The sequence below is a fragment of the Vibrio sp. R78045 genome, assembly GCF_042466085.1.
GTDB lineage: Bacteria > Pseudomonadota > Gammaproteobacteria > Enterobacterales > Vibrionaceae > Vibrio > Vibrio cyclitrophicus.
Genome location: NZ_JAXHBS010000008.1, coordinates 1227377 through 1242662, shown reverse-complemented (window position 1 = coordinate 1242662; position 15286 = coordinate 1227377). Strand labels below are relative to the sequence as shown.

The 15286-nt window shown below is 43.3% G+C and carries 12 protein-coding genes; 8 read left to right on the top strand and 4 right to left on the bottom strand.

All coding sequences use genetic code 11. The features are described 5' to 3' along the window. Positions 1 to 361: 361 nt before the first annotated feature. The 3 genes from SJY39_RS07900 to SJY39_RS07890 form a co-directional block, all read right to left on the bottom strand. Positions 362 to 1243, bottom strand: a complete 882-nt coding sequence (locus tag SJY39_RS07900; RefSeq protein WP_004733521.1) for an NAD(P)-dependent oxidoreductase — start codon at positions 1241 to 1243, stop codon at positions 362 to 364. Between the two features lie 594 nt (positions 1244 to 1837). Continuing rightward, the gene (locus tag SJY39_RS07895) at positions 1838 to 3916 is read right to left on the bottom strand and encodes a DUF4962 domain-containing protein (protein WP_010438362.1); all 2079 of its coding nucleotides are present in this window, start codon (positions 3914 to 3916) and stop codon (positions 1838 to 1840) included. A gap of 218 nt (positions 3917 to 4134) precedes the next feature. After that, entirely contained in the window at positions 4135 to 5913 is a 1779-nt protein-coding gene (locus SJY39_RS07890; protein ID WP_010438360.1) for a transporter, read from the bottom strand. A 1139-nt stretch (positions 5914 to 7052) separates the two neighbouring features. On the opposite strand from SJY39_RS07890, the gene SJY39_RS07885 reads away from it, so the two are divergent. From SJY39_RS07885 to SJY39_RS07870, 4 genes are all read left to right on the top strand, one after another. Then, a complete protein-coding gene (locus tag SJY39_RS07885; protein WP_016785024.1) occupies positions 7053 to 7523 on the top strand; it encodes a hypothetical protein in 471 nt (156 codons plus the stop codon). 25 nt (positions 7524 to 7548) lie between these two features. Continuing rightward, entirely contained in the window at positions 7549 to 8475 is a 927-nt protein-coding gene (locus SJY39_RS07880) for a tripartite tricarboxylate transporter substrate binding protein (RefSeq protein WP_010438355.1), read from the top strand. Positions 8476 to 8563: 88 nt separating this feature from the next. Next, positions 8564 to 9025: a tripartite tricarboxylate transporter TctB family protein gene (locus SJY39_RS07875; RefSeq protein WP_010438352.1), complete on the top strand. Its 462-nt coding sequence runs from the start codon at positions 8564 to 8566 to the stop codon at positions 9023 to 9025. Between the two features lie 8 nt (positions 9026 to 9033). Then, positions 9034 to 10536: a tripartite tricarboxylate transporter permease gene (locus tag SJY39_RS07870; protein WP_010438351.1), complete on the top strand. Its 1503-nt coding sequence runs from the start codon at positions 9034 to 9036 to the stop codon at positions 10534 to 10536. Positions 10537 to 10746: 210 nt separating this feature from the next. Here SJY39_RS07870 and SJY39_RS07865 read toward each other — a convergent pair whose 3' ends face one another. Beyond that, entirely contained in the window at positions 10747 to 11463 is a 717-nt protein-coding gene (locus SJY39_RS07865) for a FadR/GntR family transcriptional regulator (RefSeq protein ID WP_010438348.1), read from the bottom strand. A 264-nt stretch (positions 11464 to 11727) separates the two neighbouring features. Between SJY39_RS07865 and phnD the strand changes: the two genes are divergently transcribed. The 4 genes from phnD to phnE (SJY39_RS07845) all read left to right on the top strand — a co-directional run bounded on the left by phnD (position 11728) and on the right by phnE (SJY39_RS07845) (position 15281). Then, entirely contained in the window at positions 11728 to 12684 is a 957-nt protein-coding gene (phnD, locus tag SJY39_RS07860; RefSeq protein WP_016793320.1) for a phosphate/phosphite/phosphonate ABC transporter substrate-binding protein, read from the top strand. Positions 12685 to 12823: 139 nt separating this feature from the next. Then, the gene (phnC, locus tag SJY39_RS07855; protein WP_010438343.1) at positions 12824 to 13642 is read left to right on the top strand and encodes a phosphonate ABC transporter ATP-binding protein; all 819 of its coding nucleotides are present in this window, start codon (positions 12824 to 12826) and stop codon (positions 13640 to 13642) included. After that, positions 13639 to 14439: a phosphonate ABC transporter, permease protein PhnE gene (gene phnE, locus SJY39_RS07850; protein WP_010438342.1), complete on the top strand. Its 801-nt coding sequence runs from the start codon at positions 13639 to 13641 to the stop codon at positions 14437 to 14439. Before phnC ends, phnE (SJY39_RS07850) begins: the two co-directional genes overlap by 4 nt. 11 nt (positions 14440 to 14450) lie before the next feature. Beyond that, positions 14451 to 15281, top strand: coding sequence for a phosphonate ABC transporter, permease protein PhnE (phnE, locus tag SJY39_RS07845; protein WP_010438340.1), 831 nt, complete (start codon positions 14451 to 14453; stop codon positions 15279 to 15281). The last annotated feature ends 5 nt before the right edge of the window (positions 15282 to 15286 follow it).

Sequence of the window (15286 nt, the reverse complement as noted above, 5' to 3'; positions counted from 1 at the left end):
GGTGTTCGAGCTGATAATCCGCTTAAAGCTAGACAACAACAGTGTTGGTTTTAAAGTTTGCGGCTTGGTTTACTAGGAACTTAATTGACTAAGGTTTCGGTTTACCAAAAGATAGGCGATTGGTTTGATACGAGGATAATGGCTTGAAGCTGAATGGCGTTGGAAACTAACGCATTAAGAGTTGAAATCAAATTAGAGCTTTGATTAGGCAAAACAGAACGTAATTAGAAAGGAAGAATAGTAGAAAGAAAAACGATTACGAAGAGTTGTATGAGAAAATATGAACTGCAGATAAAAACGAACCTCGTTGAGGTATCGCTGCCAAAAAGACAAGCCATACCCTAACGAGGTCGTACGTCGATTACTTCTCTAGTTTAGCGAAGTAGTCGAAGATTACTGGTACATCGTTGTTACCCATGCCTGCGTCAACAGCAGCTTGTAGGCTTGTTGCAGTACCTTGAGCAATTAGAGACTCAGTACCTAGCTCTTCACAAAGAGCAAGGAAGTAGCCAAGGTCTTTGTTTGCGTTTGCAACAGAGAAACCTAGCTTCTCTTCACCGTCTACAGCGTAGAACTTACAGAATTGCATAAACGGAGAGTTAGATGGACCTGCAGACATGATATCAAACAGTTGTTGGCCATCAACACCAGCGCGTTGAGCAACAGCGAAAGCTTGAGACATAGTCGCAACAGTTGTCATACCCATGAAGTTGTTCACAAGCTTAGTCACGTGACCTGAACCTAGAGCACCTAGGTGGAATACGTTTTCGCCTTGCTCTTCAAGAACAGGTTTAACTTTGTTGAAAGTTTCCATGTCGCCAGCAGCCATGATGTTCAGAAGACCATCTTTAGCGTGTGCAGGTGTACGGCCTAGAGGAGCGTCGATCATGCCAGCGCCTTTCTCAGCAAGAGCTGCACCGATCTTCTTAGTAGAAGCAGGGATAGAAGTACCGAAGTCTACTAGTACTGCGCCTTCTTTGATGCCCGCAAGAACGCCATCTTCGCCGTATACGATTTTTTCAACAACAGCTGAAGTTGTAAGACAAAATTGAACAATGTCACTTGCTGCAGCGAGTTCTTTAGCAGAAGTGAATGCAGTCGCATTGCCGCGATCTGTAACGCGAGCAACAGCTTCAGCGCTTAGGTCCATTACGTTTACGTGGTAGCCGCGCTTTTGCAGGTTTTCAACCATGTTGCCGCCCATAAGACCTAGGCCAATGAAACCGATTACAGGTTTAGTCATGTTCAAACTCCAAATATAGTATTGTATGATTATATGCTCATTATAATAACTACGTCTTTCTCGTTTCGCAATAGTTTTAAGGCATTCATTTGATGCTTAGGCGTAAGTTGTGACGGCGATACAATTTACGACAAAATATGGCTTACGTTTTATATTTACCGGAACGATATCCCCTTTAAGAAACCGTTCATTTAAAAAATGTCGCACATTATAGTTAACGCAATAAATATGAGCACACTAAAACCAACCTACTTTTAGTTCTCTATTTCTTTTTCTACCAGTGGCTGAGGTCCTTCATTATTAATAAGTGATGAAAATTTCTTGGAAACCACAAAGCCATACATACGAGCCTCTTATACGACCCTGAACATTTGCACTCAACATTATTGTCGAATACGTGTCCTGTCTTGCCCTACATCAGCTCCATCAGCCCGTACCATTGGTTTGCCGTTGAGAGGCTATCAAATGCTCTTTAGCATTAACCCAAGTAAAATGAAGGTACATTGGAATAAAGATTGTCATTTTCGCTAGGCAAAAAAAAACTCCGAACTTTCACTCGGAGTTTTTATATCTAGCTTCTGTTACTTCAGCGAATTACAGTTCGATCGAAACCGTTTCACCGTCAACATTGAGCACTAACATGTTGCCTTCAAGCTTGTGAGACACTTCAACTTGTTCGCCTTCGTTCTTATTAGGAACAAGAAGCGTCAGGATGTTGTGCTCTTTAGACGCCTTGAATTCCACTTCAACGTGACGGTGGATCTCAAGATCTTTGAACTCGTATGGGTCAACTTCACCAAAGCCTTCAACGTTCTTAACTGAAGTGATGTTATCAGCAGACTCGTTAATAAAGTTTACGTCTAGGTGCGCAACTTCGCCGCGGATAGTGAAAGACTTGTCTGCCACTTCGTTTGCGAAAGTGGTATGCATGAGCCAAGTCATATCTTTCTCTTCAGAAAGCGTTGCCTTGTCTTGCATTACGAATACTTTACCTTGAACGAACCAGACCTTACGCTTGTAAGATTCAATTTCAGGAACGAAGTACTTGTAAGAAGCCGTTGCATCACCTTCAACCATCTTCACATCAGATTCTGTGTCGAAGTCAGAAATAGTACCGCCCGCTTCGATACAGAAACGATCTTGGTGGTTTTCGTAGCCTGTGTTCTTGTTCTCACCATACTGACCTTTGCCGCCAAATAGTGGAAGGTTTTTAGAGAACGTTTGACGACGCCATTTCGTGTGCATATCAACACCGAAACCACCGTAGTAGCCAGTGATTGACGCTAGCGTTTCACCGAATGCATGCAACGTGAATGCATTTTGGTCACCGTGAGAGTGGCTGATTGAGCCAAACGGAGAACATTTAAATACCATATGGATATGGTTATCACGCTCAGTCATCTTGTTGTGGAATGCAGCCCAACCCGTGATTGGGAATACTTTCAACAGTGGATCGTTCGATGGTGCTTTCTCTTCAGGTGCATCCCAAAGGAAGTTGAAACGAAGATCGTCGTAACCGAAGTCCCACCAACCGAAGTTGTAGAATTTGGTGTGTGCTTCAGTATCACGGCCTTTCAATTGATTATAGTACCAAACGTATTCAGGCTTCTGGTTAACACCCGCATAGTGCTTGATGTTGTAAGCCAGTTTTAGACCTGGGAAATCACCGATTGAAGACTGGTCACAAAAGCTCGCGCGCTTAGAGTGAACAGGCATACAGTAAAGCGGGAAGTCACCGGTGTTTTCATAGAATGTTTTGTTAAACATGTCTACGCCACAGTATGCTTTCAATAGATCGAATGCTTCACCTAGGAATGCAGTTTGTGTGTTCCAGTAATCCGGACCTTCAGCCCAACCGCCGTCTACACCGCCCCATGGCGGGTAATGTACTGCGTAGTATTCTAGCGCGTATGCGATGTACTCGCCTGCTTTCGGGTGATCGTGGTAAAGCGCGATACACGTTGGAATAATAGCAGAAGAGATCGAACGAACACCGTGGCTGTTTAGCGGGTTGTTCAATAGATCAACCGTCACTTTTAGGTGGTGCATGATTTCGTCTAGACGCTCAATCAAAGCATCTTGAACTTGCTGACGCTCTTCATCGGTGAAGTAACCGTGTAACCAGTCGTAGCCCCAAGCCATAGCAGCGATAACACGGAAAGCCGCTTCGTCGTTATAGCCACGAGAAGTCACGCCTTCTGGATCGTAGGTAGACAGTTTTAAAGTCCAAGCTTTTGCTTTAGCAATGAGCGCTTCGTCTTCTTTTACTACACCAGCGATAGCTAGGTTACGTGTCGCGTTCAATGCCATTTGGCAATCAACGTACATTTGACGCCAGTAAGGACGCCATAAAGAGGCTTTACCTACCGTCTCAGCTGGGTACGCTTGAGGCTCTTCAAAAGGAGCAGTCTCAAGGAACTTAACTGTCGAGTTGTTGTAGAAATCATCAAACATACAGTGAGCTTCATCAGCTTTCACTTTCGCTTTGAATTCTTCTAACTGATCAGCTTGAACAAGAAGACGTGGACGCGCTTCGCTCAAGTTGTCTAGGAATGATAGGTCGAAGTCACGTTTCTGTACTTCGATAGGGAGTAGGTCTACAAGATTACCTGCTGAAGTATCATTCTCCAGCTTCATCTTCCTGATTGCATCAAGAGATTTTTGGTCGCTCATTCTAACTCACTTATTTTCAAGTTGACTGAAAGGAATTAGCAATAATATACGTCTTATTGTAGGACAATTGAATGTATTTCGGTTCAATCGTACAATTTTTTACAGTTTTCGTGATTTAGGTCTGATGTTGTAAGGCTGACACGTTTACTCGCTTCGCAAAGCAAAAAATGCGACGCCCTTTCGAGTCGTCGCATTCTATTATAAACGTTTTCTATGTATTAGCTTTCAGTCACTGCTTTCGCTTGCTTGCCGCCATCATCGACCGCTTTCACAAGTAGTACACCAACACCACCAACAATCACACCACATAAGATGAAGACTAGACGTCCCCACATTGGGTTAGTTAGCAGAGCCATTAGCATAATACCAATACCTGCTACTGCAATCAGTTTACCAAGCATTTCACGCTGCTTGTTATCCAGTACTTTCTGTTCCGCTGACTCCGCAACTAGAGGAGTAGACAGATTACCGAAGAACTTATCAACGTCTGCTTGACGCTTATCAGACAGTGGTTTGTAGAACAATGTCGATAGGATGAAGAAGCCACCTGTTAGTGTGATGTGACCAATTAGACCAATCGCAACTTTAACATCAGACCATTCGCGGCTCGTTAGCTCTTCAAGACCGAATACAGATGACACCATTTCAGCATTTACAACGAAACCTACGTAGTAAGACACAAGACCACCCACTACTAGCGTACCCCAACCTGCCCAGTCTGGAGTCTTCTTGATGAAGAAGCCAAGGAATGCAGGGATTGTCATTGGGAAGCCGATTAGAGCACCAACGTACATCATTGTATCGAACAGGCTCAAACCTTTAAGCGAGTTAATGAACTGGGCGATAAGAATGATAGCAATACCGAAGACTGCAGAAGTAATCTTAGAAACTGTTACCAGCTCTTTCTCACTTGCGTTGCCTTTACGAACAATAGTTTCGTAGAAGTTCTTAACAAAGATACCTGAGTTACGGTTTAGACCTGAGTCCATTGAAGACATTGTCGCTGCAAACATCGCTGCAACTAGAAGACCTACCATACCTGCTGGCATGTACTCTTGTACAAAGTATAGGTATGCAAAGTCACCCGCTTTCTTACCTGCTTCTGGGTAAGCTGCTGCTAGGTCGACACCTTGACCAGCAATGTACCAAGAAGGCATGAACCAGATGAATACACCACAAAGCATTAGAATACATGCAAGTAGCGCTGCTTTCTTAGCGTTCTTTGAGTCTTTAGCCGCTAGGTAACGGTAAGAGTTAAGCATGTTGTTCGTGATTGAGAATTGCTTCACGAAGATGAAAAATGCCCAGATGCTGAAGATGCTTAGGTAGTTAATGTTGTTACCAGAAAGGAATGAACCGCCTTCTGCTACAGGGAAGTTACTGACGATTTCACCAACACCACCACCTTGTACAACCGCTACAACCGCACAAGTTACCGTAACTGCCATGATGATAACCATCTGCATAAAATCAGATGCGATAACTGCCCATGAACCGCCCGTTACCGACATAGCTAATACTACTAAACCAGTAATCCAGATAGTCGCTGTCATGTCGAAGCCGAAGATACCAGAAGCAATGATTGCTAATGCGTTTAGCCATACACCTGCAGAAACCACACTGTTTGGCATTGAAGACCAAGTAAACACTTGTTCGTTAGTCGCGCCAAAACGCATACGGATTGCTTCTATTACCGTCACTACACGTAGTTGGCGGAACTTAGGCGCGAAGTATGCAAAGTTCATGAAGTAACCAAAAGCATTGGCTATAAAGATAACCGCTACGGCAAAACCATCGTTATACGCTTTACCTGCCGCACCGGTGAATGTCCATGCACTAAACTGGGTCATAAAGGCGGTTGCACCAACCATCCACCATAGCATATTACCGCCCCCGCGGAAGTAATCACTGGTGGTACTTGTAAATGTTCTAAACATCCAACCTATCGCAATCAAGAATAGGAAATAAATGCCGACAATAATCGTGTTGAGTTCCATCGTGTATCCTTTGTCCGTTGTAATTTGATACGAGGACTATAGGAAATCTCAAACCTTATTTGTAGTACAATAATCCAAATAAGTGATGGTGATCTTATTTTGATTGATTAAGTTAATTATATATATGACATAGGATGGAATATGGCTAATCCATTAAGGAAATTACTGGGGTTTGAGGTGAAAACATGAAAAACCACCCACCAATAACACCCACCCTATAAAAATCAATAATTTACAAAAAAGTGAGACTTTGCACACTTATTAACAAATACAACCAAACACATATAAATATAAAATTCTCAAAAATAATAAAAGCCAAATCAGAGCTGAATCACCCTCATTTATCACACAATAAACCAGTGTTTTATATCAATTGAGAGTAGCTAATTCTATTAGAATTCTACGTAAGTTACTCAATATAGAAGCCACATATCTTGTTGAGATGATGATGGATTCAAAAGATAAAAAATGAAAAATCATGGATGGCGCATAATTATTTGAGGAGAGATCGAGTGTCTAAAACACAAATCTCGCCGCAATATTCTCTTAATTACGATCGTAGAAAGAACTACCGCTAAACGTATACAAGAAAAATTGCCTTAAGAAAGAGTTAATCGGGAGTGAACCAAAACCGTGCTACACATGGTGCAACACACTTCTTAAAAACAAAAAAGCATTCACTTGGTATACCTTTTTGACTGGTTTTGATGAACCTATAAATGGTTCATCGGGACGTTTAAGTGGTTCACATAATAGTTGAAACACGCGTTTAGCTTAACGGTGGTTAGCGTCTTGCAGGTGAGCCGCTGACATGTTCGCATATAACTCGTTGTGTTATAGGACGCTCGATTATCAAGCCAAAATTTTCTCCCATATGAATTAACAGAACGGCGAGCATATGGTGGTGAATTTATATCTAGGAAATCAGCCAAAATAAAACTGGATCTGTGTCCATTTACACCCAGCTCAAAAAAAGACCAGAATCACACTATTTCCGCCAGAATATGGTCAAAACAAGATCGAAGTCTTGTTAGAAGACTTTCACTTGTGATCGCTCCCCGCTTCCAAGTCATCGTTAATTGAAGAATTATTGTCATACAATATTCTATATTCATCTACCAAACGTAAGGACATGTGGAATGCGATCAATGAAAGATATCACTCAAGACGCTATCGATATCGTTAAACCCTCTATCGACAAGCTGTTTGAAAGAACGAATAGAAAAGAACTGCATATTGTCGTTATGAATCCACACCTCAAGCCTTGGGAAGCCTCTTTTGAAGACGCCATTCTATATGAAGAGTCGTTAGGAGCTCCTGACAACTGGACAATCAAGTTTGATCACCTTGCCCGTAAGAAAGCACAACAAGCGTGGCGAGAATCGACAAGCAATCTAACACTGCACTCCCAACACCCATCTTCACTACGTGACGAAGACTTACTGTTTTATGGTTCGTTTGTTTACGGAAACGTGGTTGTTGCCTGCAGTGGTGTACAACAATGGTATGACATGCTGATCAGTGGCTGGATAGCGGTAGCTATTGAACAGTTAGCAATGCACGAATACCAAACAGAAAAAGCAGAAAACCCTACAAAAACATATCGCTAATAATTAGAAACAGAAGGTACTTATTATGAGTAAACTATTAAAATCCATTATGCTAGCAGCCGGTATACTTGTTTCTGCAACGTCAATTGCAGCTGACTATCCAAGCAAAAACATTCGCTTAGTTGTGCCATTTGGCGCGGGCGGCGGCACCGATGCCGTTGGTCGTACTCTTGCAAATAGCGCGAAAGACATTCTTGGGCAAAATATTTCAATCATGAACCGTACTGGTGGCGCAGGCGCGGTTGGGATGAGCTTTGGTGCTCAGCAGCGTGCGGATGGTTACACATTAACAGTAGTAACACGTGAAATCGCTTCACTTCCTCAAATGGGTTTGATGCGTCATACCGCTGACGACTTTAAACTCATTCGTTTAGTTAACTTAGACCCTGCGGTCGTATTGGTTGCAGCAGATAGCCCATACAACACGATTAACGACCTGATTAAGGAAGCCAAAGAAAAACCAGGCAGCGTAAAATTCGCTTCAACCGCTGCGCCAAACTTCTACCTAATGTCTCTTGAAAAAGATCAAGGCATTAAATTAAACGCTATCCCTTACAACGGTGCATCAGAAGCAATTCCTGCTGTACTAGGCCATCACACAGACGTCACTATGGTTACTCCTGGTGAAGCTATCGCTCAACTTCGTTCAGGCCAACTAAAAGCATTAGGTGTCATGTCTGAAGAACGTATTCAGTACATTCCAGATGTTCCTACTTTGAAAGAGCAAGGCATTGATGTAGTAACAGGTACATGGCGCGGTATTGGTGCTCCAAAAGATACACCTGATGCAGTAATCGAGAAGTTGGGGGCTGCATTTGATGAAGCAATGGCAAGTGAAGAGTTCAAAACTTTCATGGCGAAAGGTGCAATGACGATTCACAATCTTGATGACAAAGCCTTCACTGAGTTTGTTGCAGAAGATACAAAATCATTGACTCAATTAATTCAATAACCTTTGTTCAGAGGCACAGCTTTTATCAGTTGTGCCTCTGTTACTAGTTTGTACCTTTCCCTTGCTTTACTTTTTAGGGGTAAACTCCATGTCTAACTCTCACTCTTACTTAAACCGAAACGTCGTTTTCCCTTCTATCATCATTATCCTTAGCGCAATCGCGTTCGCGCTGATCACTCAATTTGATCGTCCGATGTACCAAGATGCAAGTGTCGATGCAAAATTCTTCCCGATGATGATTGTGATTGCCCAAATTGCTATCTGTATTGTTCTCATCGTTCAACACAAATTAAAAGGTGCCTCTGAACAACAAGAAGCGATGATAAGCAAGATGTCGATTTTCGGCGTTGCTTTTCTTATTGGCTACGCATTACTCATCAGTGTAGTTGGCTACCTTTATGCTAGTTTGATTGCATTTATGTTCTACCTCGTTTACTTCAAAGTGAAGAAGCCAATCTATTACGTTGTCGCCGTTGTCTTTGTGTTCGCGGTTTACTATCTATTTGGCGAGGTGTTCTACATCGCGCTTCCTGAAGCAACGTGGTCTTAGGAGGTCATATGTTTGAATATCTAATCGATGGTCTCGCAACTGCAGTTAGCTTTGCAGTGCTTCCTGTCCTTGTTTTTGGCGTACTGGGCGGCGTTATTTTAGGCGCACTACCCGGACTTACAGCGACAATGGGCGTGGCAATTCTCCTTCCATTTACCTTTGGCATGGAACCGACTTCAGCCCTTGTGATGTTAATTGGTGTATACATTGGTGGGATTTACGGTGGCTCAATTGCCGCAATTTTACTTAAAACCCCAGGAACACCGGCTTCTGCAGCAAGTGTACTCGACGGTCACACTATGGCTGTTAGAGGACAAGCAGCAAGAGCATTAAGTATTTCTGCTGTTGCATCATTTATTGGCGGGCTGTTAAGTACTATCGTCCTCATCGCGATTGCGCCTAAATTAGCGACCTTTGCACTGCGTTTTAATGCGCCAGAATATTTTGCACTCGCTCTGTTTGGTTTAACGATTATTGCGAGTGTTTCTTCGAACAACATTTTTAAAGGGTTACTTGCGGGAACCATTGGATTATTGGTTTCAACTGTTGGACTCGACCCAATCAGCAGTGTGCCAAGATTTACTTTTGACATCATGGATCTTTACAGCGGAATCAATGTCATCCCTGTCTTAATTGGTTTATTCGCTCTATCTGAGGCATTAAACCAACTAGAGAAGCTGTTCTCTGAAAAGAAAGTCGTTGCACCGAAATTTGACCACAAACTATTAAGTAAAAGTGATCTCAAAGAAATGCTACCAACGGCCATAAAAAGTGGTTTGATGGGAACAACTATCGGCTCGGTACCGGGTGCTGGTGCTGATATATCTGCATTTGTTTGTTACAACGAAGCAAAACGTTCGTCTAAGAACCCAGAAGAGTTTGGTAAAGGCTCGGTTCGTGGCCTTGCAGCCGCTGAATCTGGAAACAACGGCGTAACGGGTGGCTCGCTAGTTCCGTTATTAACACTAGGTGTTCCTGGAGATGCCGTGGCAGCGGTTCTTCTTGGTGCACTTATAGTACAAGGACTCACACCAGGCCCACTGCTATTCGCCCAAAACCCCGAAGTGGTTTATGGCGTGTTCAGCTCAATGTTGGTCGCTAACCTTGTGATGTTAGTGATTGGTTTACTGGGTATTCGCTTCTTCTGTCGAATCATTGAAGTACCGAAGATCATCATGATTCCAATCATTGTCTTCCTTTCAATTGTCGGCGCTTACGCAATTAACAACTCGATGTTTGATGTGGGTATTGCAATCGGTTTCGGTCTACTTGGCTTTATCTTAACTAAACTGGATATCCCTTCTTCACCGATTCTGCTTGCGATCATCTTAGGGCCAATGGCAGAAACAAACCTTAGAAAATCACTGCTGATGTACGATGGCAGTTGGTCTTTCCTTTATGAGCGTCCTATTGCTCTCGCGTTTATCGTGTTAGCTGTATTCTCGGTTTATTCAACGTTAAAAATGAAGAAAAAGCAGAAACAAAAGCAAACTTACGAACATCATGATTAGCCGCTTGTTTAAGCTAGAATATTGAAACAACTCAAAGCCAGAGACAACAGTCTCTGGCTTTTTTCATACATGAAAGCAGCCAATTTTCGTAAACGGTAGACAACAAAAAAGGTATGCACTTGGCATACCCTTTTAAGTCGTTTATCCGAGCGTAATGCTGTTCATCTCTATATGAGGTGACTCATCTACCTACGCTCTAGATTATTTCTATTACGCCGTCGCCAGACGGTGGTTGGCATCTTGCAAGTGTGCAGCAGACACAACTCGTGCCTTATCACTATCACCAGCCATGATTGCTTCATAGATTCTACGGTGTTCATTGATACACGTGCTTCCTTCTTCAGAAGAGTGCACGATGAAGTTCACGAACATCGTAGTCAAGATATTGCCGAATGGCAGGTAGAAGTCATTACCTGTCGCATTAAAGATCAAGCTATGAAAACGAGTATCAATATCTGTCCAACGCTCTTGATCAAATACTTCAGCCTCATCCACTTCTACCATTTTTTGGAAGATTTCTGAAAGTTCAATGCGTTGTTCAGCCGTTGCAAATTTAGCCGCCAGTGCGCACGCTTCAGGTTCAATCGCACGGCGAAGGCCTAAAAACTGAGAACAGAATTGATCTATGTCGGTTAGACCATCCATCCATTCAATCAGCTGAGGATCAAGAAAGTTCCAATATGCGCGGTCGACTACACGAGTACCGATTTTCGGGCGGGACTCTAACAAACCTTTAGAAGTTAATAGTTTAACTGCTTCACGTAGTGCCGTTCGGCTAATACCAAACTGTTCACATAACGCCATTTCACCAGGAATAATAGAACCTTGCGGCAGATCGCCAGACAAGATTCCACGAGCGATTTCACGCGCTACTTGCACGTGCAGGCTACGCTTCGAGCCCGAAATTGAATTAAAAGTGCTAACCATAAGTTCACTTATTTTATATGTTATGTTTATGTATTATTTAAGGATTACTATAACAGTATTTCAACCTACAGCCAATTGAGTAAAATCAAACAAAGAATAGCCCATTAATTTACCCGCTAAATCAGATAGTTAAAAGCATCTAATTTCATTTAACGAGAAACATCATGTTACACCATTCATAAATCCGTCATCAAAAAGCAGCGGTTCTGTCATCGTCGATTCCTATACTCCCTTCCCAACAGATAACTCAATTGGACTGAAACAATGAAACCGACAAAAACTAATCTCACGCTTAAAAGCGCTATTACTACTGCGCTGATTTTTTCTGGTTCTGCATTAGCAATGGATTCACGATACGAAGATCGTTCTGGTAACTTAGTTGCTGACGTTCCCCAAGATGAATCACAATGGGTCGACCCAAACACGCTGATTTTTGCTTACACGCCAGTTGAAGATCCAGCAGTATACGCTGATGTGTGGAGCGAGTTTTTGAGCCACCTAGAAAAAACAACCGAAAAAACGGTTCGTTTCTTTCCTGTACAAAATAACGCAGCTCAAATTGAAGCCATGCGTTCTGGGCGTCTACATATTGCAGGCTTCAACACTGGCTCTACTCCACTAGCGGTCAACTGTGCTGGTTTCGCTCCTTTTACCATGATGGCGGCTGAAGATGGTTCTTTCGGTTACGAAATGGAAATCATCACTCATCCTGGTTCTGGTATTGAAAAAGTAGAAGATCTGAAAGGTAAAAATCTTGCTTTCACAGCGCAAACTTCTAACTCTGGATTCAAAGCTCCTTCTGCAATTTTAGATGCTGAATACCAACTTCAACCGGATCGTGATTTTAAACCTGCGTTCTCTGGCGCGCACGACAACTCTATCTTAGGTGTAGCACATAAGGATTACGATGCGGCGGCCGTTGCTAACTCGGTATTGAACCGCATGCTTTCACGTGAAGTAGTAAAAGAAGACCAAATCAAAAGTATTTACAAGTCACAAACCTTCCCGACTACCGCTTACGGTACTGCACATAACCTAACACCTGAACTACAAGAAAAGATTCAACAAGCATTCTTCACGTTTGATTGGGAAGGCACCAAACTGCAAGAAGAATTCGAACGTAACGGCGAGGCAAAATTTGTTCCAATCACTTATCAAGAGCACTGGGAAGTGATCCGAACTATCGATACAGCGAACAAAGTGTCTTACACGTGTAGCTAAGTTCAAGCGAACTAAAAAGCCAATAACACAGAAATACTAACTGCAGGCAAACACGCCTGCAGTTATTCAACACTCTTTCCGGTTTGCTCTCCACGCCTGCCTCTGGCGAACTCTTAGTACACCGTCTTATAGGAATTTTATGTCTACTCTTACCCTTAAAGGGCTTACCAAGCACTATTCCAGTTCTGACAAAGCCCTTACTAACGTCAGCTTGTCAGTGAATGCTGGCGAAGTTGTTGGATTAATTGGTCCATCAGGAGCAGGGAAATCAACACTTATCCGTTGTATTAACCGACTAACAGAGCCCACCAGCGGCGAAGTTATCTTTTCCAATACCAACTTAGAGACGCTGTCTAAGCGCCAGCTAAGACAATCTCGACGTGAAATTGGGATGATTTTCCAAGAATACGCATTGATTGAGCGCTTAACGGTGATGGAAAACGTACTTTCAGGACGTTTGGGATACGTGAATTTCTGGCAAAGCTTTACTCGTCGTTTCCCTGAATCGGATATCCAAGCCGCTTATGCCCTACTCGACCGAGTTGGATTATTAGAGCACGCCAATAAAAGAGCCGATGCCTTATCAGGTGGTCAGCGTCAGCGTGTCGGTATTGCGCGTGCGCTTGCTCAAAAACCAAAGCTATTACTGATTGATGAACCAACAGCCGCACTCGATCCACGTACTGCTCGTCAGATCATGCGATTGATCAGCGAGATTTGTTCAGAGCAACGACTTCCAGCCATCATCAATATTCACGACGTTCAGTTAGCAAAACAGTTTGTTGACCGAGTTGTCGGCCTAAATGCAGGCTGTGTGGTATTTGATAACCAACCAAACCTGCTCACCGAAGACGTACTCACACAGATCTACGGTGAAGAGGATTGGAGCCAACAGGTAGAAGAAGAGGAAGATGACCTGAGCATCACTCACCCTCATTTGTCTGAGGCAACAGTATGATTCAGTCATATCCAAAACAATGGACCAAGCCGCCACTGATTTCCAACCCTTGGTTACGTTGGAGCTTAGTCATCATCGTCGCGGTGTATTTATACCTTGCGACTCAATCGGTACACGTAAACTGGACTCGAATTTACGAAGGTAGCGAGCGCGGCTGGCAGTTCATTTTGGCTTTCATGAACCCAGATTTCGGTGGACGGTGGAATAACATCTCGCAAGGTTTAATTGAAAGCTTAACCATGACGCTCACATCGACCGTGGCTGGTGTTATTCTTTCTATTCCATTTGGATTAGGTGCAGCGAAAAACCTTGCTCCGACTCCGGTTTACCTGTTCTGCCGCGCGTTTATTTCTATCGCCCGTAGCTTACAAGAGATCATTGTCGCGATTTTGTGTGTGGCTCTGTTTGGCTTCGGTACGTTTGCTGGTTTTGTCACTCTCACATTTGCCACTATCGGCTTTCTCGCAAAACTGTTCGCCGATGAGATTGAAGCCATTGACCCAGCACCACTGACGGCAATGCGTGCAACAGGGGCGAGTTGGCTACAACAAGTTAATTACGCAATTCAAGCACAAGTGATGCCTCGTTTCATTGGGCTTTCGATGTACCGACTCGACATCAATTTTCGTGAATCTGCTGTAATCGGCATTGTTGGCGCAGGTGGTATTGGCGCTACGTTAAACACAGCAATGGACCGCTATGAGTACAGCGCAGCCGCTGCTATTCTATTGATTATTATCGTGATTGTGATGTTGTGTGAATACCTATCAACTATCATCCGTAAGTATGTGCAGTAAGGAACGACTCAATGAGCACGCTAAATAACACACCGACAAGCGTCATCAATCGTACCCAATGGAAGCGTTACGACAATAAACAGAGCCTGATGCTCTGGATAGGCTGGCTTTGCTTTGTTGCTTTAACTGTTTTTGCATGGCAAATCATGAACAAAGATACGATTTGGTACTTTGTAACTGATTCACCGAACCAACTTGCTGATATATCTTCACGTATGTGGCCACCAAGGTGGAGTTACTTAGAGTCTCTTTGGAGCCCTTTGTGGGACACAATTAATATCGCAACACTTGGCACACTGTTAGGGATCGTACTGGCATTTCCAGTTGCATTCTTAGCCGCACGCAACACAACGCCAAGCACTACGTTTATCAGGCCTATCGCACTGTTCATCATTGCGGCAAGTCGTTCGATCAACTCGCTAATTTGGGCGCTCTTGTTGGTGGCAATCATAGGTCCTGGATTACTGGCCGGTATTATCGCGATTGCTCTGCGCTCAATTGGTTTCGTGGCTAAATTGATGTATGAAGCGATTGAAGAAGTGAACGTCACGCAGATGTCAGCGATTCAATCGACGGGTGCATCTCCCCTGCAAGTATTGAACTACGGCATTCTTCCGCAAGTAATGCCAAGTTTCATCGGCACAAGCTTGTTTCGCTGGGATATCAATATCCGCGAGTCTACAGTCTTAGGTTTAGTAGGAGCTGGCGGTATTGGATTGAAACTGCAGGAGTCGATGGCGATGCTAGCATGGCCTCAAGTAACGGTGATTTTCTTTGCGATTTTAGTGACAGTCGTCTTCTCAGAATGGTTAGCAGCCAAAGCAAGAAAAGCCTTTATTTAATCAAT